Raw genomic sequence first — 24,059 nt, 5'->3', positions numbered from 1 at the left:
ATTGAAGCTTTAACTTTCTGTTTCATCTTGTTGAAGTCTATAATTATAGATTCTATTTAAGTACAAATAAGATTAATTACTGTCAAAATATAGCTAAAAAAGTAATCCATTTAAAAGTTACAATTTGTACCTAAATTTGCTTAAAAAATATATCAAAAGTTTTATTTTCTAAATCTATTATTAGTTTATCCGAAAATATAATCTTAAAAAGCTAAATATGAAATAGTAACAATTTCAATATATTATGTGCCATAGTATAATGCATCATAATTTTGGCGAAAAAATAAATAATACTTTACCATGTGAATTTATAGTTATAATATCATATTACAATTATTATCGCCATTGTTAAACCTTACTTAAATTCTTACTAAAGTATAATAGAATTGAGGTACATCCATGATAAACAGCCTTATATTTGTATTACCGTAATATGTATAAACACCAATAAGTTAAATTTACAATTGCATTATTACATTTTTAATTGTAAAATTAGATTTAACAAAAACAAACAATATTTGATATGAAAACAAAATCACGTATACTAACTTTTCTATTTTTGCTTCCATTTTTTGCATTCACAGCATGTGGACAAAGTTCAAAAAAAGAAAATAACACAAAAAATAAGATCACTATGGAAAACACAATTGAAAAGCCAGGAAATCCTTATTACTCTAATACGGATACGACAAAACTTAACGTTTCTAATGCAGAATGGAAAAAAGTACTTCCAGATGATGTTTATGATGTAACAAGAAATGCAGATACTGAGAGACCTTTTACAGGTAAATATTGGGATAGTGATGATAAAGGAACTTACTATTGTGCTGCCTGTGGAAATCTATTGTTTCGTTCAGGGGCTAAATTTTCCAGTAATTGCGGATGGCCAAGTTTTTTCGAGCAGGAGAATAAAACAAGTGTTGTTTATAAAAAAGATAATTCATTAGGAATGGAAAGAATTGAAGCACTTTGTGGAAGATGTGATGGCCACTTAGGACATCTTTTTGATGATGGGCCTGAACCTACAGGTAAAAGATATTGTATGAATTCTATCGCACTAGATTTTATTCCAGATCGTAAAAAGTAAAAATTTAATAAATTCAATTTGAAGAAACCGTCTTGTTAGTCATAGCAAGACGGTTTTTATTTGATAGCTCTTTCTATTACGTTATTCGAATAATTATATGATTTTCAACCTTCTAAATTTTAATTTGTAAGAGAATTTGATTTTTTAGAAGCGCTGTAAAATTCTACAGTAAGATTATTATCTCTTTTTTAGAGCCTCAGCAATCATTATAGCACATTTTTCTCCATCAATCGCCGCAGAAATTATTCCGCCAGCGTATCCAGCTCCTTCTCCACAAGGATACAAACCTTTAATTTGTAAATGTTCGTACGTATACAAATCTCTCGGAATTCGCACAGGAGAAGAGGTTCGTGATTCGGGAGCATGAATTATAGCTTCGTTAGTCAAATAACCCCGCATTGATTTTCCAAATTCTGTAAATCCTTCTCGTAATATTTGCGTTAAATATTCAGGAAAAACCTGACCCATTTCTATTGATGTTGTTCCTGGAACATAAGATGTCTTAGGAATTTCTGATGATACCCTATTTTGAGTAAAATCAAGCATACGTTGCGCTGGAACTTTTTGAGTTTGTCCTGCTAATTCCCACGCTTTTTGCTCGATACTTTTTTGAAATTCCATTCCTGCTAAAGCGCCAAATTTAGCAAAAGGCTTGAAATCCTCTAATTTTAATTCGATTACAATTCCAGAATTGGCTGTAGCCTGATCTCTTTTAGACGGCGACCAGCCATTAGTAACCACTTCGCCCGGACTTGTTGCGCATGGAGCAATTACACCACCTGGACACATACAAAACGAATACATGCCACGACCGTTGACTTGCTTGACAATAGAGTAAGGTGCCGGAGGTAAATGTTCACCACGATAATCACAACTGTATTGAATACTATCAATTAACGATTGTGGATGTTCCGCTCTAACGCCTAAGGCGAAAGGTTTAGCTTCTATAAAAACCTCTTTTCGATCTAATAATTCATAAATATCACGAGCAGAATGTCCAGTTGCAAGAATTAATTTATTGGCGAGAATGGTATCTCCTTTTTCAGTTACAATGCCTTGTACTTCATTATTTTTTATTAAAATATCTGTGAGTCGCGTTTCAAATAAAACTTGTCCGCCAAACTCAATAATTTTTTCTCTAATGTCCTGAATGATCTGTGGTAATTTATTTGTACCAATGTGTGGATGCGCGTCGATTAAAATATCCGAAGTAGCTCCAAAAGCAACAAATAATTCCAGAATCCGCGTTACATCGCCTCGTTTTTTAGAACGTGTGTATAGTTTACCATCAGAATAGGTTCCTGCGCCACCTTCACCAAAACAATAATTAGAGTCCTCATTTACAATATGGTCTACGTTTATAGCCTTCAAATCTCTACGACGACCACGCACTTCTTTTCCTCGTTCAATAACTATAGGTTTCAAACCCAATTCTATCAATTGTAAAGCAGCAAATAATCCAGCGGGACCGGCTCCTACAACAATCACTTCTTGGGCATTAGCTACGTTTTTATAATCAGGAATTTGGAATTTAGTTTCTTGAAATTGCTCCCCTTTAAGATATATTAGCACTTTTAAATTGATTCGCACCGTTTTTTGACGCGCATCAATAGATCGTTTTAAGATCGAAACATGTTGAATTTTATCTACCGAAACTTTAATTTGTTTGGATAAATATTCTTTTAGTAATACTTCGTTTGCGGCTATTTCTGGGGTAACTTGTAATATAAGTTCTTGAGGCATAAATTAAAATTAAGGGAAAAGTTTATAAATATTTTTTGTTTTTACAAAACGTTCCATTTCAATTTTTTTTCCATTATAATAAAATCCTAGTCTATATTTTCCCAACCGAAATCGATACGCTTCTGGATGTCCTTTTAACTTTTTTATAGTAGGAACTTCTGCTAAAGAATCTGCATTTGTAAACAAGTTAATCGATTCTAATAGTTGTTTTTTCAATGTATTATCACTTATTTTTTGAATGTCTCTAAGAAACATTTTCAAATACTCGACTGTCATGCTTTTAAAACTGCAAAAATCTCTTCTTCTGAAACTTTATCGTCTCGATCGGATTCTGGCATTAACAATAAAAGTCCAATGTCCTATTTTTCCTCGTCAGTTAAATTTTTGAAACGATCAATTTCTTGATTTTTAATATACATTTGAACCGCATTTTCTATTAATGCATTGACACTTAAATTTTCAAAAGCAGAAATAAATTTTAATTTAGTGAGAGTTTTTTGATCTAAATTAATTAGTTTTCTCATAATGTATAATTTTACACAAAGATATATAATATATACATCAGACATCAACTGTTAGATAAATTTTATAAATTCGCCATTCAAAATAGTGAGATGAGAAAAATAAAATTAATATGGGATTTCCGTGGGCCTGCGTCGGCAAAAACAGCAGAACACCACGAAATTCATTTAAAAGAATATATTACAACTGAAAAGGTACCATTGAATATCACAGGTTTTGAAATTCAAAGCGAAATGCACGCAATTGCTTTTATGGTCGTAACTGATGAAAATATGATTGCTGTTCGCGATGTTTTAAAACCACATCGTGGCGAAGTGTACGAGGGATAAATTCCAAATTCCATTTTGGTTTTTAGCTTTTGGAATTTGGAATTTAAGTTTAATTCGCAACTTCACTTATAAACTTGATCCTCATTAATCTTAATTCGTCAAGATCATAATCACCTTCAAATTCTTTTAGTGCTTTTTCGATACTGTCCGTTTCAGATTCCATAAAATAATTATGAATTTCTTCTTGTTGATCGTCATCAAGCATATCATCAACCCAATATTTAATATTTAATTTGGTTCCTGAATACACAATTTGCTCCATCTCTTTGATTAAAGCATCCATATTTAAACCCTTTGCCGATGCAATATCTACAAGAGATAATTTCCGATCTATATTTTGAATGATATAGAGTTTATTTACTGAATTGACGCCAGTAGATTTAACCACTAAATCATCTGGACGGATAATATCATTATCATCGACATAGCGATTAATTAATTCTGTAAATTCCTTACCATATTTCTTGGCCTTACCTTCTCCAACGCCGTGAATATTGATCATTTCAATTTGCGAAATAGGATATTTTAAAGCCATATCTTCAAGTGAAGGGTCTTGGAAAACTACAAATGGAGGAACGCCTACCTTCTTAGCAACCTTTTTACGTAAATCACGCAACATATTCATTAAAACCTCATCAGCAACTGCTGAAGATTTTGATGCTGAAACAATAGCTTCATCTGAGGATTCATTATATTCATGATCTTCAGACATCATAAAAGAGTGCGGATTTGCAATAAAATCTAATCCTTTTTGAGTGATTTTCACAATACCGTACGTTTCAATATCTTTTGATAAAAATCCCGAAACTAATACTTGTCTTAATAGTGCCATCCAATATTTTTCATCGTGATTTGCACCACAGCCAAAAAATGATTGCACGTCTGTTCGATGTGCTTTTATCATAGCATTGACGCGTCCTATCAATGTAAAAACAATTTCTTTAGACTTATAGATATGTTTAGTATCTCGTACTACTTGCAGTAATTTGACTACTTGCTCTTGCGCCTCTATTTTAGTTTTTGGATTGCGAATGTTGTCATCCATATCTGCTCCATCACCTGTAACGTCATCAAATTCTTCTCCGAAATAATGAAGCAAAAATTTACGTCTTGACATTGAAGTTTCGGCGTAAGCCACGACTTCTTGCAACAATGCAAATCCAATTTCCTGTTCTGCAACAGGTTTACCAGACATAAATTTCTCTAATTTCTCGACATCTTTATAGGAATAATAAGCTAAACAATGACCTTCGCCACCATCTCGCCCACCGCGCCCGGTTTCTTGATAATAACTTTCTAATGATTTTGGAATATCATGATGAATCACAAAACGAACATCAGGTTTATCAATTCCCATCCCAAAAGCAATTGTTGCTACCACGACATCCACGTCTTCCATCAGGAACATATCTTGATGTTTAGCTCTAGTTTTAGCGTCTAAGCCCGCATGATAAGGTACTGCACTAATGCCGTTGACTTGTAGAACTTCGGCAATTGCTTCTACTTTTTTGCGGCTAAGGCAATATATGATTCCTGATTTCCCTTTATTTTGTTTAATAAAGCGAATAATATCCGATTCAATATTCTTAGTTTTTGTGCGTATTTCGTAATATAAATTAGGTCTATTAAATGATGCCTTAAAAGTGGTTGCATCAGTCATATCAAGGTTTTTTAATATATCCTCCTGAACTTTTGGTGTTGCTGTAGCGGTTAGACCAATTATAGGAACATCCCCAAGTTGTTTTATGATATGCTTAAGATTTCTATATTCAGGTCTAAAATCATGACCCCACTCTGAAATACAATGCGCTTCGTCAATGGCTACAAAAGATATTTTGACATTTTTAAGAAAATTAATATACTCTTCCTTTGTCAAAGATTCCGGTGCTACATAAAGTAATTTAGTAAGTCCCGAAGTTATATCTTTTTTAACCTGAGCAATCTCTGTTTTGGTCAAAGAAGAATTTAATACATGTGCGACTCCATTTTCTGAAGATAAACTTCTAATGGCGTCCACCTGATTTTTCATTAGAGCGATAAGGGGAGAAACTACAATTGCAGTGCCTTCTTGAATTAAAGCAGGTAATTGATAGCAAAGCGATTTTCCACCACCTGTAGGCATGATTACAAAAGTATTCTGCTGGTTGAGTAGACTTTTAATAACTTGTTCTTGTAAACCTTTAAATTGGCTAAAGCCAAAATACTTTTTTAATTCTTTATGTATGTCAATTTCGTTTGGATTCATTCTTTATTACGTGGTATTTTGTATAAATTTGCGACATCTAAAGGTACAAATTTCTTTCACACACACAAATTTTAATTATTCTGTTTTGATTACACAAAATAACATACTGGCTAGCGCCAAAAAAACAATCATACTAGAAAGTCAATCTATTGCTAAATTAGCTGAATTTTTAGATCACAATTTTATTGAAGCTGCTAATAAGATTTATCATTCTAAAGGTCGTTTAGTGGTAACAGGGATAGGGAAAAGCGCTATTATTGCGCAAAAAATCGTGGCTTCATTTAATTCTACGGGAACGCCATCACTTTTTTTACATGCTTCTGAGGCCATTCATGGCGATTTAGGGATGATTCAAAAAGAAGATGTTATTATATGTATTTCAAAAAGTGGCAACAGTCCCGAAATAAAAGTTTTGGTTCCTTTATTAAAACGGTTTGGTAATTGCCTTATTGCTATAACTGGTAATATGGCTTCTTTTTTAGCAAATGGATCTGATATTGTGTTAAACACGACAGTCGATGCTGAGGCTTGTCCTAATAATCTAGCTCCAACAAATAGCACTACAGCTCAGCTGGTTATGGGTGATGCACTTATCGTTTGTTTAATGGAAATGCGTGATTTTCAACCGAACGATTTTGCTGTATTTCATCCAGGAGGCGCTTTAGGCAAAAAACTTTTATTTAAAGTGAAAGACATGCTTGGAAATTCCCTTAAACCTACTGTTGGCCCAGATGAAGCGATTAAAAAAGTTATTTTTGAAATTTCTGAAAAGCGACTTGGTGTAACAGCGGTAGTTGATAATGACAAAGTAATTGGTATCATTACCGATGGTGACATTAGACGAATGTTGAATGAAACCACTACATTTGCTCATTTAACTGCTAAAGATATAATGACAAAAAATCCTAAAGTAACGTCATCTGAGGTTTTGGTCGTGGAGGCATTAAATACAATGGAACAATTTTCTATCACTCAACTAGTTGTTGTAGATAATGGTGAGTACAAAGGTGTACTTCACTTACATGATATTTTAAAAGAAGGAATACTATAATGGCTAAAAAAAATCTAAACGAAATGTCGTTTTTAGATCATCTTGAAGAATTAAGATGGTTATTAGTTCGAAGCACAGCAGCTATATTAATTTTAGCTGCACTCACGTTTTTTATCAGTGATTATATTTTTAACGTGATCATTTTTGGACCTACGAGCCCTGATTTTATAACCTATCGTTTTTTTTGTGATTTATCGCATCAGTTAGGATTTGCAGATAATATTTGTGTGACAGAGATGCCCTTTATTATTCAAAACACCAATATGGAAGGGCAAATTAATGTTTTAATTTGGACTTGTATCACCGCTGGATTTATACTAGGATTCCCATTTATTCTATGGGAAGTTTGGAAATTTATTAGTCCAGCTTTATATGAAACAGAGAAAAAAAATGCTAAGTTATTTATTTTTTCTTCTTCTATACTTTTCTTTCTAGGTGTGTTATTTGGATATTATGTAATTGTGCCTATGTCAGTAAACTTTTTTGCATCATTTACCATAAGTACTGTTATTAAAAATCAATTTAGTGTAGATTCGTATATAGGAATGGTAAAAACAAGTGTACTGGCATGTGGATTATTTTTTGAATTACCCATTATTATCTATTTCCTAACCAAATTAGGATTAGTAACTCCAGCCTTTTTAAGAAAATATTGGAAATATGCAGTCATTATCATTCTTCTTGTTGCAGCTGTTGTTACACCACCAGATGTTGTGAGTCAGGTTATTGTAACCATTCCTATGATGATAATATATGAAGTAAGTATTTTAATTTCAAAAATAGTAGTAAAAAATCAAAACAAAATAAATGAGTAATATAGTAGAAGAATTCAACGAATATCGTGGTAAAATGAACGAAAAATTATTGGCAGACAATAATAAAATCGTCAAAAGAATATTTAATTTAGACACTAATGCTTACGCAGCAGGAGCATTAGACGTGAAAACTAAGGAGTTGCTAGGTTTAGTAGCTTCAGCAGTGTTGCGTTGTGATGATTGCGTAAAGTACCACCTTGAAACAAGTTATAAAGAGGGTGTGACAAAGGAAGAAATGATGGAAGCTATGGGAATTGCTACTCTTGTGGGTGGAACTATTGTCGTGCCTCATTTACGTCGAGCATACGAGTTTTGGGAAGCACTAGAAGAAAAAGGGGAATGATTTCAGATTCTTGATTAACGTCCCGAAGTTTCGGGATTGATTTCAGACTTCTAAAATAAGTTGTTATAAATTGATAAAATAGCATATTTCAAGACTGGAGGAAATATTAAAGAATTGAAAAATGAATTTGATTACCGATTTTCAATGTAATAAAAACTTATTGATGATAAATCTATCACTTATAACTCTGTTAATTTTAAATAAAATAAGAGCAATTTTTAAAAAAGGATCAGTAAGTGAATGACAATATTTTAATCTCATGCTTCTAAACGTTTAACAATTAATCGATTAACCCCTTCAACAATAAACTCCTTCAAACCATTAAATAAAAAATATGAAGTTAAGAGCTGAAAATCTGGTCAAAACTTATAAAGGACGTAGTGTTGTCAAAGGCATTTCGGTAGAAGTAAATCAGGGAGAAATCGTAGGATTATTGGGTCCAAACGGAGCTGGTAAAACAACTTCTTTCTATATGATTGTGGGTTTAGTAAAACCTAATTCTGGTAATATTTATCTAGATGATTTAAATATTACAGATTATCCCATGTATAAAAGAGCGCAACAAGGAATTGGTTATTTAGCACAAGAAGCATCTGTTTTTAGAAAGTTAAGTATAGAGGACAATATTCTTAGCGTACTGCAATTGACTAAGCTTTCAAAAGCAGAACAAGTCGCTAAAATGGAAAGCTTAATTGATGAATTTAGCTTGCAACATATTAGAACAAATCGTGGTGATTTACTATCAGGAGGAGAACGACGACGTACTGAAATTGCGCGATGTCTTGCGACCGATCCAAAATTTATATTATTAGACGAACCTTTTGCCGGCGTTGATCCTGTTGCTGTAGAGGATATTCAGCGCATTGTAGCTCAGTTAAAAAACAAGAATATTGGAATTTTAATTACTGATCACAATGTTCAGGAAACACTTGCCATCACTGATAAAACATATTTAATGTTTGAAGGCGGAATCTTAAAAGCGGGAATTCCAGAGGAATTAGTAGAAGATGAAATGGTGCGTCGTGTTTATTTAGGTCAAAATTTTGAGTTGAGAAAAAAGAAATTAGAATTTTAATGGTAGCAAATCATATTAATATCATTTGATAATGCATTTATTAAATTAAAAATATACAGAAATGTCCAATAAAGAAAAAATTTCAGATGAGACCAAAAGACAGTGGCATCAAGATCCTAACAATTGGGTTTTAGGCGTTTTTTATTATAATAAAGATGATAAACGCGTTTTTCCGCCTAAAAGGATTCCTTGGATGGGCTTTACAATAAATTTTGCCAATCCCATTTCGGTTGCTGTTTTGTTTATTTTTTTATTTATAGTTTATAAAATGATTTCTTTAAAATAATTTAATTGTTTTCAAAGCGATTATTCTACCGTTATAAACTGTAGTTGTTGCAAATCTCCATTGTAAATATTGACATCTACATTTCCTTTTATTCCAGGAATAGTTGCTTTTTCAGTAAATTGCCAGAATAGCCAATCTTGTTCTATTTGCTCCCGGTAAAAATTATAATTGGCAATCCAGAAAAGATAATCCGAAAAATCATCCTTAAGAAAATCATTATAATAACGCTCCCCTGAATAAATAATTGGTCTAACTCCATAATGAGATTCTACAGTTTCCAGCCAGCGTCTTAACCCAATCCTTAAATTACCAATAGACTGATTATTTGGTAGTTTTTCAATATCTAATACAGGTGGTAAATCTCCTTTTTGAAGTTTGACAGTTTTAATAAACAACTCAGCTTGTTCTATCGAATTTTCATTAGGACGATAATAATGATATGCCCCGCGGATCATTTTATTTTCTTTGGCGCCAAGCCAATTTCGTTCAAATTGACGGTCAGGACGGTCTTTACCTACTGTAGCTCTAATAAAAACAAAATGTAATGGATACTTATTTTCTATAGTATCCACGTATGACCAGCTAATTTTTCCTTGATATTCAGAAACATCGATACCGATACTTTGACTTTCATGTTTTTTTAAGACTTGGAAATTACGAACATCAGAAATTCTTTTTGTTTCTCGCTCTTCTGTTGACACTTTATCAGATTTAAAACTAAAATAATACCCTAATCCGCTTCGGTAATGAAATCCAATAGCTATAATTAAGATTATAAAAAAAGAGAAAATTATATATGTAAGAATTTTACCAGCAAAAAACGAATTCTTTTTTTGAGGCTTTCGAACATTACTGTTTCTTTTTCTCACTATTTTTTTTCTCATTCAATTATCTACTTTTTAAGTGTTTTATTATTGATTATCGAAAGCAAAACGTAGAACATAATCAATAAAGTAATTCCTAAATACTGAAAGAAAATCAGTAATAAAAGTGATATGATCAAAAAACTAATTTGCAATGCGTTCTCTTTGAAACTAAATTTTTTTATTTTTAGTGAAAATAAGGGGATTTCAGCATTCAACATATATGCGCTTAATACTGTTATTGAGAGTAAAACAAACGGATTAGTTAACAACTCAATTACAAAAATGGAATCAGTGAATTTTAGAACAAGTGGCAAACTCAATATAAAAAGTGCATTCGCAGGCGTTGGCAAACCTATAAAAGAATCCGTTTGGCGTGTATCGATATTAAAATTAGCGAGACGGTAACAAGATCCTAAAGTAATAATAAAACCTAAGTAAGGAAACCATTGTAAATATCCTTCAACTACAGGTGATGAATAACTAATCATCATCTGAAACATTACTAATCCTGGCACTGCGCCACTAGTAACCATATCAGCTAGTGAGTCTAACTGCAATCCAAGTGGACTTGATACTTTAAACAAACGAGCAAAAAATCCATCAAAAAAGTCTAAAAATATTCCTAACGACACAAATAAAAATGCCATTTCAAACTTTTGATTAAATGCAAACATCAGCGCAATACAACCTGAAAAAAGGTTGAGCAATGTGATAAGATTAGGAATATGCTTTTTGATTTTCATCTTTGATTTTTAAATATATAATCATAAATTCTATACGGCAATACTATTAATATAGCGATGGCGACAAATTTAATATAATAAGTGAATCAGATCATCGTTTTTTAATAATGATTTTGAGTTTTAAGTTTGTTCGCAAATTTCAATAAAAAATAGGTGTGAATAGTAACTCAATTCAGATACAAAATATGAAATTTTCAAATTTTGATATAATGAAATGGTTGTTTTGTCATATAAAATTTAAATTAGCTTTGGAAATAGTATATTTTTGATGCAGTATAAGGAGTTGTTTCACTTTAATAATTTATCATTGAAAATAAGAATTTTAGTTATGGCTATTTTAATCAGTTGTACCATTTATGGACAGACTGTTAGAAAATACTCAAATGAGTTTATGAATATTGGTGTGGATGCCGCCGCCTTAGGGATGGCCAATGCTGTTGTGGCAGTTACTAATGATGTCAATGCTGGTTATTGGAATCCTGCTGGTTTAATGCAACTTGAAGATCAACAAATATCGTTAATGCATGCTAGTTATTTTGCTAATATTGCACAATATGATTATTTAGCTTACGCCAGTACAATAGATGATCGTAGCGCTTGGGGAATTTCAATAATTCGTTTTGGTGTAGATGACATTTTGAATACTACAGAATTAATTGACAGCCAAGGTAATATTGATTATAATAGAATCAGTCTTTTTTCTGCAGCTGACTACGGTTTTACATTTTCTTATGCTCGAAAATTACCTGTACCTGGGTTTCAATATGGAGTAAATACTAAAATTATTCGGCGCATTATAGGGAAATTTGCAAACTCATGGGGATTTGGTTTTGATGCCGGAATACAATTTGAAAAAAATAATTGGCAATTTGGTTTAATGTTACGTGATATCACTACGACTTATAATATATGGAATATTGATGAAAAAGAATATCAAAAAATTGCAAATGCTATTCCAGGGGAAAATCAAGAATTACCAGAAAGCACAGAAATTACGCTCCCAAAAGCACAATTGGGTATTGCTAAGAAATTTATTATTAGATATGATTACAGTATTTTAGCGGCGGCTAACATTAATATGCGTTTTGCTAAAACAAACGATATTATTTCAACGGATATTGTCAGTGTCGATCCCGCTTTAGGATTAGAATTTGGATATACCAATTTAGTATTTATTCGAGCAGGAGCAGGAAATTTTCAAAAAATGCAGCAGTTAGATAGCACCGAAAAAATAGGATTTCAACCAAATATAGGGGTTGGATTTAAATATAAAGGAATACAAATCGATTATGCACTTACCGATTTAGGTAATCAAAGTGCCGCTTTATATTCCAATATATTTTCAGTAAAAGTTGATATAGGTTTATTTAGAAGATAATGCTTTGCATTCCTTTTAACCCTAATTGAAACAACTGCACGGATTTACATTATTTGGTTTTTACGTTTATCAATCTTAATTTTGGGTCACATTTTTAAGGTTATATTTAAATTATTATGTTACAACATTTTCTTCATTTTATAAAATATACAGTGCTAATCACATTGTTGTTAGTTTCAGCAAACAGTTTTAGTCAAGACATCACTCTTTCTAAAAACACAAATGTCAGCGTTCTAACTTGCGGAACTGGAAATGAGGTTTACTCTCTTTTTGGACATACCGCAATTAGGGTTCAAGACACTTTGAATCGTATTGATGTAGTTTATAACTATGGAGCATTTGATTTTAACACTCCAAATTTTGTAATGAAATTTACTAAAGGAGACTTGCAGTATTTTGCAGTAATCAATTCCTTTACTGATTTTATAAATCAGTATCAGTATGAAAAAAGAACTGTTTATGAACAACAATTAAACATTCCATTAAAATTAAAACAAAACCTTTTTGATAATCTCAATACGTCTTTATCATCAGGTGAAAGTTTTTATACTTATAAGTTTATTGATAAAAATTGCACCTCGATGGTGGTTGATATTATTAATAAAACATTAGGAGGTACCGTTATTATAAAAAAAGAAGATACCGATTTGACATATCGAAGTATTTTATATCCATATTTTTCTGGACACTTTTATGAAAAATTAGGAACTAGTATTATTTTTGGCACTAAAGTAGATCAAAAAGGAACTCAAATTTTTCTTCCGTTAGAGTTAAAAAAGAGTTTAGAAAAAATCACTTTTAATAAAGTAGTACTAGCAAATGACAGTAAAGCTTTATTAGAATTTGAGACAATAACTCCTTTTTCATGGTGGAATAATATATATACTTATATTTTGCTGCTACTATCTATTATTTTGATTAATAAGAAAAGTACAACGTTGTTTTATTTATGTATGATGGGGATAATTGGTTTATTTTTTACTTTCGTTGGTTTTTATTCTCAGCATTTAGAACTGGGATATAATTATAATATTTTATTATTTAATCCTACTTTAATAGGATTGTTGTTTTTATATTGGAAAAAAAACAAACAAGGACTTTACATTTTAGCATTATTAAATATACTATGCATAGTGGTTTACGTATTAGTTATTATTACTAAAGCACATTTGCTTATCGTTTTACCTTTGATAATTACAAACGCAATAGTATTGTTTAAAATATTAATTGAAAATAAAAAGAGCGTTCCTATAATTAGCTAAAATAAAATAATGATTAAAATATATAGTTATTGGCCTCGATAAAATATAACAGTTGTAATCGTTTTAATTGCTATATCTAAATCTAAATAGATATTGCGATGTTTGATATAATATAAATCGTACTGTAGCTTGATTAAACTATCTTCAATTTTTCCACCGTAGCTATAGTTGACTTGTGCCCAGCCAGTTATTCCAGGCCTTATAATATGTCGAGTTTGATAAAATGGCATCGTTTCAGCAAGCTTACTTACAAATTCAGGTCTCTCAGGACGCGGACCAATAACGGCCATGTCTCCTTTTAATATATTGATAAATTGTGGAAATTCATCGATTCTTGTTTTTCGCATAAATTTTCCAAATTGAGTAACACGAGCATCATTAATGATCGTACATACAGCGCCATTATATTCGGCATTGTTAATCATAGTTCGAAATTTTAATATTTCGAATACATTTCCATCTTTACCCACTCTTTGTTGCGAATAGAATAAAGGACCTTTATTTGCAATACTATTTGCAATAATTATAATCGGAATTAAGATTAAGGTAATTAAAACGCCTAGGATAGAAAATAAAATTTCTAAGATCCGAGTTATAATCAAGTAAGATTTATTTTGATTATTTCTACTAAAAGGAAAAAAACAATTAAAATCTTTCGACATATATTGCACAGGAATACGATGATTTTTACTTTCATAAACCTGAGTATATTCTCTAAGTGTATTTCCTAATTGCAATAATTGCAATAAACGTTCGTATAAATCAACAGTCATTCTATCAGCATTTTGCGAGGCAACGACTATTTCACTGATATCATTTTCAGTTGTGAAATTTATTAATTGATCTAATTCGATCTGTCTAATTAAATTATATTTTTTATCAGCCTCTTTATTATTATTATTATTATTCATATTTACAAAACCCACTACTCTATAATGTGGATCACTATTTTCTAAACCTAAAATTAGCTCTTGTATATGATCTTGATTACAAACTAGTATTACTTTTTGAACAAATCTCGTGGAAGTAAAAAAATTTATATAAAAAACCCGCCACGTAAATAATGATAAGAAGAGGATCAAAAAAAACAATAAAATTTGATATCGATTTGCAGGTAAATGAGGTGATAAAACTGGGGTCAGTAAATAAATTAATACAGTAAAAGAAACCGTGAGTAAAGTACTTTTTAAAACTTGTAACTGATTTTTAATTATTTCAAGATTATACATTTCGAAGATAGTGCCAAATATATTTAAGTAAATTGCTAATATTAAGCTCCAATAATAATTTGAAGCAGAAATTACATTGTAATTGAGCATAAAAAAAATATCCGAAATGTACAATGCTAGAAAAATGAAACTTACGTCTAAAACTCGTAGCATCATCTTCCTTTCTGAAATTTCAAAATGTATTTTTTTAAACAACCACATAATGTAATTTATTAATACACTGCAATTTAACACATTAGTTTCAGAATTATTTCAAAAATAAAATCATTTTTTAAAAATCATAATACTGTTCTTATTTTACTATTTTATAGAAACGGCACTTTATAATTTTTGTTTTTTTTCAAATTTAAAAGGAGAAATTTGAATATTTAGTAATGTTAATGAATAAATAAAAGCTGGAGCGGCTAATCTCATAGCCGCATGATTGATGGTCAAAAACCAAAAAGCAAGAAAACACAATAAAAATAAATTAGCATTTTTTTCAAAATATAAAATGAGCGGCATAAATAATAAAATTAGCAAACCAACTATTCCCAGAGAACCATGTTCAGCTAACATGCGCGTTATTTCGTTATGTGAGGCTGAGATTACGCCACTTTTATTTTGCCGGTCTTCTTTGCTTTTACCAGCGCCTATTCCCAACAAAGGATATTTTAAAAAAGTTTCGATTTCGTTTTGGACAATAATTTCTCGACCAGTAAGCTGACTTTTTTTAACTCTTCCGGCTGCGTCTTCGTTAGCATATCTTTTAATTATAAGTCCATTAGTTTGTAAAGATGTATATGTCCAGACAGCAATCATTGAAGTCGCTAATAATACAACTATGAAAGTTAATTTTAACCTACCCGCAAAATTGGATTTAAAAAATAAAATGACAATTAATAAAGCAATCATTATAAATCCTGTTATCATTCCGCCTCGTGAGAAAGTCAATATTCCACGATAAGTTATAAGTATTGCAAGAATAAGATTTACAATCATCTGAAATTTTGTTTTAGAATCAAGCATCAATCTTGAAAAAAAAATAAACATACCTAGGCCTAATATTGTTGCAACTTGATTAGGACCATATCCACCCGAAGCTTGAAAATTAGACTCAGTACTTGTTATTACATCCTGAATATTTGATGTATAAAGGATTAAATAAATGGTACAAGATACTATTGGCAAACCCATACTTAACAGGATATTATTAATAGCTTTAAATGTTATTTTACGGTTAAAAGTATAAATAGAAGCAAGTCCTAAACATACAGGACCTGAGATGTTGAATGCAATAGCTTTTCTAATTTCCGAGTCAAAATTTAAGGTAGAAGTTGAGATAATGACAGCGGGAATTAGTAGAAATAGAAAAATGATGTAAGGAACCGCACCTTTAGAAAAACCGCTAAAACAAAGTCCTAAAAAGACAAAAAATATTACACTATATTTTGAAATTTCATATAAAATAGTACCACCAGTCATTCTTAAAAAAACCTCACTCCCCACAATATAAGCTGCTGCAATAAGTACTTGATTGTCTATATTTTTGTTTTTAATTATAAAATATAACCCCAAAATCAATATAAAAATTCCAAAGAATGTAGTGGTAAAAGGAAATAAAAATCCCACTACTCCTATTAATACATGAAAAATAATTAAATATGAATACGATTGATCCCCATTTTTCATTTTCTTCTGTTTATTAAATTATATTTCTCTACCACTGTTTGGATTATTTGCTCCATAGAATAGTTAAGCACGATTGATTCATATAAACACTTTCCTAAACGCACTCTTAACGTTGGATCTACTATCATTTTATTAAGTTGATACTGTAAATTTTCTTGATTAAAAGGATCAAATAATAATCCGTTATAATTATCTTGAATTACCGATGAACAATGTCCTACATTAGTTGATATGACTGCCACTTTTGCTAATCCGTACTCTAATAATGTAACGGGGAAACCTTCAGCTGTTGATGCTAATATCCCTATTGTGGCTTGAGATAAAATATGTTGAATATCATTACGAGAATCATATAGATGTATAAAAGATTCTAAATTATGATTACCAATAAACGCTTCAATTGACCCAGAATAATCATCGTGATAATTTTTCCCTATAAAATGCAAACTCCATCCCAGTTTATGTAATTGCAACTCATAAAAAGCGGTACATAATGCAATATGATTTTTAGGCTTTTTTAAATTAGCTAAACATACAATACGTTTATCTGAATCACCCTTTAGCAAAGTTTCTTTATTAATGTCACTTTTAATAACAGTAAAATTAGGAATGAAAAAGACTTTCTTGGTCTGTAATGTTTTTTTAGCCCATACTTCTAACTCGTGGTTTACTGAAAAAATCAACGAAAAAAAATAAGAGCACACAAACAAACTTAAATTATCATGTGTTGATTTGTAATTTCTAGCGCCATAATGGTCATGCCAAATTATACTAATCCTGGGACATATAAGTTTTAGGGAAACCGCCGTAAAAAATGAAGTACCATGTGCATGAACAATACTAACTTTGTTATTCCTTACATATTTCCGCAATCGGAACAGAGCGTTTAAATCCAGTGCTCTTTTTTTATTTAAAAAAAAGTAACAAACCTGTTTATCAATTTCACTTATAAGTGAGCCTTCACTTCTAGTGACTATTAAGCCTGAAAATTCAATTCGTTTTGCTAATTCATTAGCATAATTGACCGCCATGCGTTCGGCACCTCCCGCTTCCAGAGCATCTATGATTTGAACAACACGCATTATTGTAAAAGTTTTTTAATTTCGGCTTCAAAAAAATCAGTAGTATATTCTCTTGACCATTTTAGAGCTCTTGCTTGTACACTATGATAAAGAATTTGATCTTTTATAATAGTTTCAATTTGTGAAACATCTTTTTTTAAGTCCATTTCTAGTAAAATTCCACGATTTCCATGATCTAACATATCTGGAATACAAGATTGTTTTGTAGCAATGGGTACGCAACCCCAGAACATTCCTTCAGCAATTGCTTTTGGCCAACCTTCACTTTTTGACGGTAATATTACAAAATGACTATCTTGATATGCTGTTTTTACCGTTTCCTTATTCTGATTTCCATTTATAATAATGGTTTTTTCTAAGTTATTTGCTATGCAGTATTGATTTATATTCTCGCTCTCTTTTCCATCTCCAAGAATTGTCAAACTGATTGTATATCCCTTTAAACTTAAACATTCCACTAATTGAATTGCATATAACGGATTTTTTCCAGCGACTAAACCACCAACAAAAACAAATTTAATTTCTTTAGTACTATCTTTTCTATCAACTAGGTTTTTTTCATTTTCTTTGTAAGAGGCATTAAAAAAGGATTTTATATTAGTACTATTTCCTTTCCAATTTCCATAGACCAAGACCTGCATATTATGTGTTAAGAAAGTATTGGACAATATGTATTTTTGAATATTATAAGACCATGGCTGCTTTGATTTTGGATCCCAATTACCGGCATATTTTGCAGTTTTAGACTTAAACGGAAAAGCTATTTGAACTAGACATCCTAAAAGACCCATATTTCCTGGACAGCGTAAATGAATATGATCTGCAGCCCACATCGCTTTGTAAATATACCAAATAATTTTTGGCGCTTTTAATAACGCTTTTATCACGCCTGATAGACTCATTACATCAAAAGAATCCACTGCTACAAATTTAATGTTCGCATGATGGTAGGAATCGTCAAGCGCTGTATCTTTTGATGTTTTTACTGGTGCAACGATAATTAGTTCTGACGCAAATTTTCCCCAAATATTCATTTCAGCGCTGTAAGGTGCATAAGCGAAGAATTGATTATCAATTAATAAATGAGGAACATGAGTTATTATAGCGAATCTCATTATAAATTAAATTAAAAGATATTCTAAAATTGACACAATTGTAACTGAAATAAACTGGTAATAAAGTCTCTAATAAATATATATTTTAAATATACCTCGATGAAGATACTAAAAATTGATACTACAAAAACAGGGATTATGTTGAAAACAGGAATTTTAATATGAATACCAGCTTTCACTGGTTTTTAATAATATCTGTATAAAATTGAATATTTTCCTCTAATATATGTGGCAATGAAAATGTATGGAGCACTTCCTTCCGTGCAGCAATAGCCATACTTTTAGCATCTTCATTATTATTTAATACCCACATTATTTTTGCAGCAATATCATTTGGGCTATAAGGATCACAAAGAAGCCCCGTCTTACCATGTTTTATAATTTCGGGTCCTGAACCTTTGTTCGTAAATACTACTGGTTTTTCCATAGCCATAGCTTCTAAGACAACTAAACCCACTGTCTCCATCTGGGAAGGAAAAACACACACCGTAGCTTGAGCGTACTTAAAGGGAATATTAATATATGGTACCGTTCCATAAAAATAAACCGCTTGTGCAGCTGAGCCTAATTGTACTAATTCATTTTCCCGCAATTTTTGAATGTAAGAACTTCCATCAGGAAAAAGCCAATCTCTACCATAAATCTCTAAAACAACATTTGGAAAACTTTTCTTTACAATCGCAAATGCGTTAATTAATTGTCGGATTCCCTTTTTTTCGCAAACTGTTCCTACGAAGACAATGGTATCTTTTTTTTCTTTACAAATCACCGGAGTGAATAAATTTGTATTTACTGGATTGCATATCAGTGAAATTGGTTTGTTATGAAAACTTAAAAGTGTTTCTGTATGACTTTGCACATATTTAGAAACGGCAATGAATGCATCCGCTTTTTTAAAAGATTGTTTTTCTTGAAAGCCTTTCCAAAAATTAATTCCTCTTTCCTCCGCTTCAGCAAAAAAATGATGTCCTCCATGAAGGCGAATTATATATTTGATTGGATGTATTTTATGAAGGAAAGCTAATCCTAATTCTGATGTTTCTATAATATCAATCGGATTTTTTTGATGGATTTCCTTTATTTTTTGATTCAATCGCAACGAATTAAAGAGCCATTTTATTCCTTTTATTCTTGCCGGCTTGATTCTATAGATTAGGACACCACAATCGTTTTCTTCTTCATAAGATTCATTATAATTTAAACCAACTACTGAAACATGATATCCCTGATCTATTAAACCTTTACTCAACGTATAAACAAAAGACCCTATCCCTCCATGAGGAAAACTAATTTTTGGATATTCATTGGTAATAAAACAAATGTGCATCTGTAGGAACTATTATAATTTAAGTTTCTCTATTATCGTAGATGAAGCAATTTCATAATCGCCTATTACAATTGACTTCCACTGTTCCATGGCTGCTGGATCATAAGACAACTTAGTTATTTTATTGGCAATTTCATTTTTATTGTTTAACCAAATTACTGCATCTTTAGAAGGCATGCTGTGAAAATGTTGGAATTGATAAATCTTGTTAACGAACCATTCTTTAACTGTTTTATTTTCTTGATCATAGTTTATAAAAATACACGGTTTATTAAATATTGCAAAATCAAAAGCCATAGTCGAACCAACATTTACAACCAAATCAGAATAAAAAACGGTACTCACTAATAACTCCAAATCATTGATAGTGGGATAAATAGATTCCCAGTTCCTAGCATTTTTAAAATGCCATGATGGCGGTATTTCCTTTATTAAATCAGGATATATTTTTACAATAGAGTCAAAACGACCCGATAAATCGACTGGGCAGCGTCGTAAAACAATTTGGAATGTGTCTTGCAGATTTGATTTTACTAGTTCTTCTGCGATATCTTTTAAATAAAGTGGGTCATCAGGCGAGGTTTTTTCGTCATCTCCTGAGAAGCAAATAATTTTTTTACTGCAATCAAGATTGTATGACTCGTAAAATGTTGATTTATCCATTATATATCGATTATCCTGATAAAACTCAAATTGTGGAGTTCCTGTTATATATATGCTATCGCTTAAAATTTCTGGATAATAAATACTCATTTCATTTTTCATGTAGGATGACCATACTAAGTACCTGTCAGCACGTAATGCCATTCTCGCTTTAGGTAAATTATCCCATGAATAGATAACCGTAGCGGATTTAATTCCTAAATCATGCGCTACAGCAAAAATAGTTGCCGCTTTCAAACTTCGTTGATGAGAGCAAAAAATCAAATTGGGTTCCAAATTTTCAATAATCGATTTCACATTGCAATAAAACCTGTTTTTTCGAATTGCTTTTTGGTATCTTTTTTCTAATGCCAAAATAGCATCATAACTCTTATAATATCTTGCGATTTTCTCTATCGATTTATAAAATATTTTCTTTAAAAATAATTTTTGATTCCAGTTCCAATTGGTGAGCAATGACGGATTATTCACCATTTTATTATTATAATGCAGTCTCGATAGGCAAATTAATTCTCTAAGAAATTTTTCTTTTAATGATTCCTTATAACGAGGAATTGTTACATTGCTTTTAATAGAAGTGTTTTCACTAATAGCTTCTATCGTTTGTGCATCAAAATTGTGAAACAAAATCAATTCAGCTGTTGTTGCTTTAAAAACATTAGAATAGAGATAATTCCTCACTCCAACACCATCAGGAAATAGTAAAATTATTTTTTGTTGGTTCATATTTTACTAATTTAATAACATCTTATTTATTATCAATGAAAATCCTAATGAATGTAGGATTTAAAATTTTACAACTTCACTGTTTAATCATTTATAATTGAGATTACTAGTCAATATTTTATCTAAAAAAATAAAGTAATGAATCGTAGAGTCACGTCAGTATTTATAATTAGAAGTACTTCTATTATTATGAAATTTTAATTCTTATAACTAAATACAAATTTATTTTAACTCTATTATTTGATCAATAATGATGCTTTTATAACTTTCCAATTAATGATTGCTTATACAAATACGCTGCGTAATCAAAATCTTCTTGAGTATCAATGTCAATAGTAGCATAAATATGATCTACCTCCATTGGAAATGCATTTTCTGAAATAATACATCTTTCAGCAATTAATGAAGCTTTTGTAATATATAATAATCCGTTTTCAAAAAATAAAGGCTCCAGATCTTGACTTCTTTGACCTATTGAGTAATTATAAGGGACGTATTTATCATTGATTATTTTTCCAAATTTTTGTCGGTTTCTGGTAACAGTAAACAAACTATCATACATTCCATGTTCATAGATAGCCATAGCTTCTAGCAGTAAGTTTGCTGGACGCAATGGATTAGTGGGTTGTAAAAGCACTACATTTTCTACGGTTACAATATTTTCTAACACATGCATCATCGCTGTTACTGTAGGCTCTAAATCTCCAGATAAATATTCTGGGCGATCAATTACATTTACACCATACTCTAAAGCTATTTGCTTTGTTATAATGCAATTAGTTGATACGAAGATGGCATCAATGATATGACTATTTGCTTGAGCAAATAAAATACTATGCACTACAAGCGGGATTCCTCCCAATGGAAGTCTATTTTTAGGATATAATCTTTTTGATCCAGCACGTGCTGGAATAATAGCTATAGTTTTCAAAATAATATTGATTTACTTTATGCTTAGTAAAACCTTGTTATATTAGTCACTTATCAATTTACTTGTAATATTTAGTATCTGCTTAAACGATCTTAGAAGTAAAAATGATGAAATTCTAACTTGCTCAAAATAGATTATTAGCAGACTTGACATTAGAACTTAATGTTTCAAAAAATGAGTATATCAAATAAAGCAATAAGTCCCTCTATAAAGAGCTGATATTGATACGAATATAAGTAAATAATAGCAAAAATCACTTTAAATTATTAATCCACTTTGTAGGTAAATAAACTTTACTATTAATTGGTATTAATTGAGTTCGCTTGCTATAACTGCCTTGCTCTAGGTGAAAATTTAAGAAATTTATAATTTTATATAAAGTTTGTACGGATCCGTAATTGAAATATACATTTATAGAATAAAATCCTGGAACATATAATAATGCTCCAGTTTCGACTGTTAACACTAGTCTTTTTTCTTTTTTTATTACTTTAAAAAACAAACCGTCATCTTCATTTGTTATATGAGAAATTAATTCACCATTAAGATTATTAATTTCTAAGATTATAGAAAAATCGAAGATATGATCCAGAAACGAAATATCAAAAACAAATGATAATTGATCACCAATTTTTAAATATTGCCCAGAGTCAAATATTTTATTATCTAATTTAGAGTAACAATCGTTAATTAAAATGGTTTTGGAAATATCTATATGTTGACTCTCCTCTTTAGAAAGTTGTAAATTAAGAGCACTATAAAAATCAATACTGTCTTGCACAGATCCTTTAAATACTAATTTACCTTGATCTAAAACAATTGCGCTTGTACATAAGTTTCTTATAGCTGCCATATTATGACTTACAAAAAGAACGGTTCGCCCACCGCTTTTAGAAATGTCCTGTATTTTTCCTATTGCTTTTTTCTGAAATTCGGCATCACCCACTGCGAGAACTTCATCAATCACTAAGATTTCTGGTTCAAGAAATGCAGCCACAGCAAATGCTAAACGCACCACCATTCCAGAACTATACCGCTTTACAGGCGTATCAATATAGCGTTCGCAGCCAGAAAATTCAATGATTTCATCTAATTTTAAGGTAATTTCATTTTTGGTCATACCTAAAATAGCTCCATTAAGATATATATTTTCACGCCCTGTTAATTCACCATGAAAACCAGTTCCCACTTCTAATAAAGAAGCGATTCTACCTTTAGATTTAATAATTCCTGTAGTGGGTGCCGTTATCTTTGATAATATTTTTAACAAAGTAGATTTGCCCGCGCCATTCTTACCTATAATTCCTAATACTTCACCTCGCGCTACTTCAAAAGTTATATTTTGTAAACTCCAAACGTACTCGTTTGACCTTGTACTTTTTCGATTACTAATTTCACCAATTTTTAAATATGGATTTTCCTTTCCCCTTATGTTATACCACCACCGATTTAGATCGTGACCAAGTGTGCCTGTACCTACTTGTCCCAAACGATACTGTTTTGAAATATTTTCGAATATTAATATGATATCTTTAGTCATATAAATCAATTTCTACAATAGCATTTATTA

General features: G+C 30.9%; 23 protein-coding genes. 9 read left to right on the top strand and 14 right to left on the bottom strand.

Features of this window, described 5'->3' with window-relative positions:
• The first annotated feature begins 523 nt into the window (after nt 1–523).
• Nucleotides 524–1,087, top strand: a complete 564-nt coding sequence (gene msrB / locus RCH18_RS09060; protein ID WP_326936434.1) for a peptide-methionine (R)-S-oxide reductase MsrB — start codon at nt 524–526, stop codon at nt 1,085–1,087.
• 177 nt (nt 1,088–1,264) lie between these two features.
• Here the strand turns inward: msrB and RCH18_RS09055 are convergent, their stop codons facing one another.
• From RCH18_RS09055 to RCH18_RS09045, 3 genes are all read right to left on the bottom strand, one after another.
• Entirely contained in the window at nt 1,265–2,830 is a 1,566-nt protein-coding gene (locus RCH18_RS09055) for an NAD(P)/FAD-dependent oxidoreductase (RefSeq protein WP_326936433.1), read from the bottom strand.
• Between the two features lie 9 nt (nt 2,831–2,839).
• Nucleotides 2,840–3,106: a type II toxin-antitoxin system RelE family toxin gene (locus RCH18_RS09050; protein WP_326936432.1), complete on the bottom strand. Its 267-nt coding sequence runs from the start codon at nt 3,104–3,106 to the stop codon at nt 2,840–2,842.
• An 83-nt stretch (nt 3,107–3,189) separates the two neighbouring features.
• Entirely contained in the window at nt 3,190–3,354 is a 165-nt protein-coding gene (locus tag RCH18_RS09045; RefSeq protein ID WP_326936431.1) for a hypothetical protein, read from the bottom strand.
• A gap of 90 nt (nt 3,355–3,444) precedes the next feature.
• On the opposite strand from RCH18_RS09045, the gene RCH18_RS09040 reads away from it, so the two are divergent.
• A complete protein-coding gene (locus RCH18_RS09040) occupies nt 3,445–3,681 on the top strand; it encodes a hypothetical protein (protein WP_326936430.1) in 237 nt (78 codons plus the stop codon).
• A 49-nt stretch (nt 3,682–3,730) separates the two neighbouring features.
• Here the strand turns inward: RCH18_RS09040 and RCH18_RS09035 are convergent, their stop codons facing one another.
• Nucleotides 3,731–5,926, bottom strand: a complete 2,196-nt coding sequence (locus tag RCH18_RS09035; RefSeq protein WP_326936429.1) for a RecQ family ATP-dependent DNA helicase — start codon at nt 5,924–5,926, stop codon at nt 3,731–3,733.
• A gap of 85 nt (nt 5,927–6,011) precedes the next feature.
• Between RCH18_RS09035 and RCH18_RS09030 the strand changes: the two genes are divergently transcribed.
• The 5 genes from RCH18_RS09030 (at nt 6,012) to RCH18_RS09010 (ending at nt 9,496) form a co-directional block, all read left to right on the top strand.
• Nucleotides 6,012–6,977, top strand: coding sequence for a KpsF/GutQ family sugar-phosphate isomerase (locus RCH18_RS09030; RefSeq protein WP_326936428.1), 966 nt, complete (start codon nt 6,012–6,014; stop codon nt 6,975–6,977).
• Nucleotides 6,977–7,792, top strand: coding sequence for a twin-arginine translocase subunit TatC (tatC, locus tag RCH18_RS09025; RefSeq protein WP_326936427.1), 816 nt, complete (start codon nt 6,977–6,979; stop codon nt 7,790–7,792). Before RCH18_RS09030 ends, tatC begins: the two co-directional genes overlap by 1 nt.
• Entirely contained in the window at nt 7,785–8,135 is a 351-nt protein-coding gene (locus RCH18_RS09020) for a carboxymuconolactone decarboxylase family protein (RefSeq protein ID WP_326936426.1), read from the top strand. The genes tatC and RCH18_RS09020 overlap by 8 nt, the downstream gene beginning before the upstream one ends.
• A gap of 334 nt (nt 8,136–8,469) precedes the next feature.
• Entirely contained in the window at nt 8,470–9,210 is a 741-nt protein-coding gene (gene lptB, locus RCH18_RS09015) for an LPS export ABC transporter ATP-binding protein (protein WP_326936425.1), read from the top strand.
• A gap of 61 nt (nt 9,211–9,271) precedes the next feature.
• Nucleotides 9,272–9,496, top strand: a complete 225-nt coding sequence (locus tag RCH18_RS09010) for a DUF5808 domain-containing protein (protein ID WP_326936424.1) — start codon at nt 9,272–9,274, stop codon at nt 9,494–9,496.
• Nucleotides 9,497–9,516: 20 nt separating this feature from the next.
• Here RCH18_RS09010 and RCH18_RS09005 read toward each other — a convergent pair whose 3' ends face one another.
• Both RCH18_RS09005 and RCH18_RS09000 read right to left on the bottom strand, forming a co-directional pair.
• Complete coding sequence (locus RCH18_RS09005) at nt 9,517–10,380, bottom strand: glycoside hydrolase family 25 protein (RefSeq protein ID WP_326936423.1); 864 nt, start codon at nt 10,378–10,380, stop codon at nt 9,517–9,519.
• Between the two features lie 8 nt (nt 10,381–10,388).
• Nucleotides 10,389–11,105, bottom strand: coding sequence for a CDP-alcohol phosphatidyltransferase family protein (locus RCH18_RS09000; protein WP_326936422.1), 717 nt, complete (start codon nt 11,103–11,105; stop codon nt 10,389–10,391).
• A gap of 391 nt (nt 11,106–11,496) precedes the next feature.
• Here RCH18_RS09000 and RCH18_RS08995 point away from each other — a divergent pair, with 391 nt between their 5' ends.
• Both RCH18_RS08995 and RCH18_RS08990 read left to right on the top strand, forming a co-directional pair.
• Nucleotides 11,497–12,483, top strand: a complete 987-nt coding sequence (locus tag RCH18_RS08995) for a PorV/PorQ family protein (RefSeq protein ID WP_326936496.1) — start codon at nt 11,497–11,499, stop codon at nt 12,481–12,483.
• Nucleotides 12,484–12,599: 116 nt separating this feature from the next.
• Complete coding sequence (locus tag RCH18_RS08990; protein ID WP_326936421.1) at nt 12,600–13,745, top strand: lipoprotein N-acyltransferase Lnb domain-containing protein; 1,146 nt, start codon at nt 12,600–12,602, stop codon at nt 13,743–13,745.
• A 26-nt stretch (nt 13,746–13,771) separates the two neighbouring features.
• On the opposite strand, the gene RCH18_RS08985 is transcribed toward RCH18_RS08990, so the two are convergent.
• The 8 genes from RCH18_RS08985 to RCH18_RS08950 form a co-directional block, all read right to left on the bottom strand.
• Nucleotides 13,772–15,175, bottom strand: coding sequence for an exopolysaccharide biosynthesis polyprenyl glycosylphosphotransferase (locus RCH18_RS08985; RefSeq protein WP_326936420.1), 1,404 nt, complete (start codon nt 15,173–15,175; stop codon nt 13,772–13,774).
• Between the two features lie 120 nt (nt 15,176–15,295).
• Complete coding sequence (locus RCH18_RS08980; RefSeq protein WP_326936419.1) at nt 15,296–16,585, bottom strand: O-antigen ligase family protein; 1,290 nt, start codon at nt 16,583–16,585, stop codon at nt 15,296–15,298.
• Nucleotides 16,586–16,641: 56 nt separating this feature from the next.
• Nucleotides 16,642–17,727: a glycosyltransferase gene (locus RCH18_RS08975; protein ID WP_326936418.1), complete on the bottom strand. Its 1,086-nt coding sequence runs from the start codon at nt 17,725–17,727 to the stop codon at nt 16,642–16,644.
• On the bottom strand, nt 17,727–18,842 hold the full coding sequence (locus RCH18_RS08970) for a glycosyltransferase (RefSeq protein ID WP_326936417.1): 1,116 nt from the start codon (nt 18,840–18,842) through the stop codon (nt 17,727–17,729). The genes RCH18_RS08975 and RCH18_RS08970 overlap by 1 nt, the downstream gene beginning before the upstream one ends.
• A 175-nt stretch (nt 18,843–19,017) precedes the next feature.
• Nucleotides 19,018–20,169 carry a glycosyltransferase family 4 protein gene (locus RCH18_RS08965; RefSeq protein WP_326936416.1) on the bottom strand — a complete coding sequence of 384 codons (1,152 nt, stop codon included), beginning with the start codon at nt 20,167–20,169 and terminating at the stop codon, nt 19,018–19,020.
• A gap of 12 nt (nt 20,170–20,181) precedes the next feature.
• Nucleotides 20,182–21,558 (bottom strand): hypothetical protein, encoded by a 1,377-nt coding sequence (locus RCH18_RS08960; protein ID WP_326936415.1) that lies wholly within the window; start codon nt 21,556–21,558, stop codon nt 20,182–20,184.
• Nucleotides 21,559–21,817: 259 nt separating this feature from the next.
• A complete protein-coding gene (locus tag RCH18_RS08955; protein ID WP_326936414.1) occupies nt 21,818–22,489 on the bottom strand; it encodes an acylneuraminate cytidylyltransferase family protein in 672 nt (223 codons plus the stop codon).
• A gap of 253 nt (nt 22,490–22,742) precedes the next feature.
• Entirely contained in the window at nt 22,743–24,029 is a 1,287-nt protein-coding gene (locus RCH18_RS08950) for an ABC transporter ATP-binding protein (RefSeq protein WP_326936413.1), read from the bottom strand.
• Nucleotides 24,030–24,059 lie beyond the last annotated feature (30 nt).

Origin of the sequence: Flavobacterium sp. PL11 (genome assembly GCF_035985025.1) — a bacterium.
Lineage (GTDB): Bacteria > Bacteroidota > Bacteroidia > Flavobacteriales > Flavobacteriaceae > Flavobacterium.
Note: the sequence above shows the minus strand (reverse complement) of the source record. Positions and strands in the feature narration are given on the sequence as shown.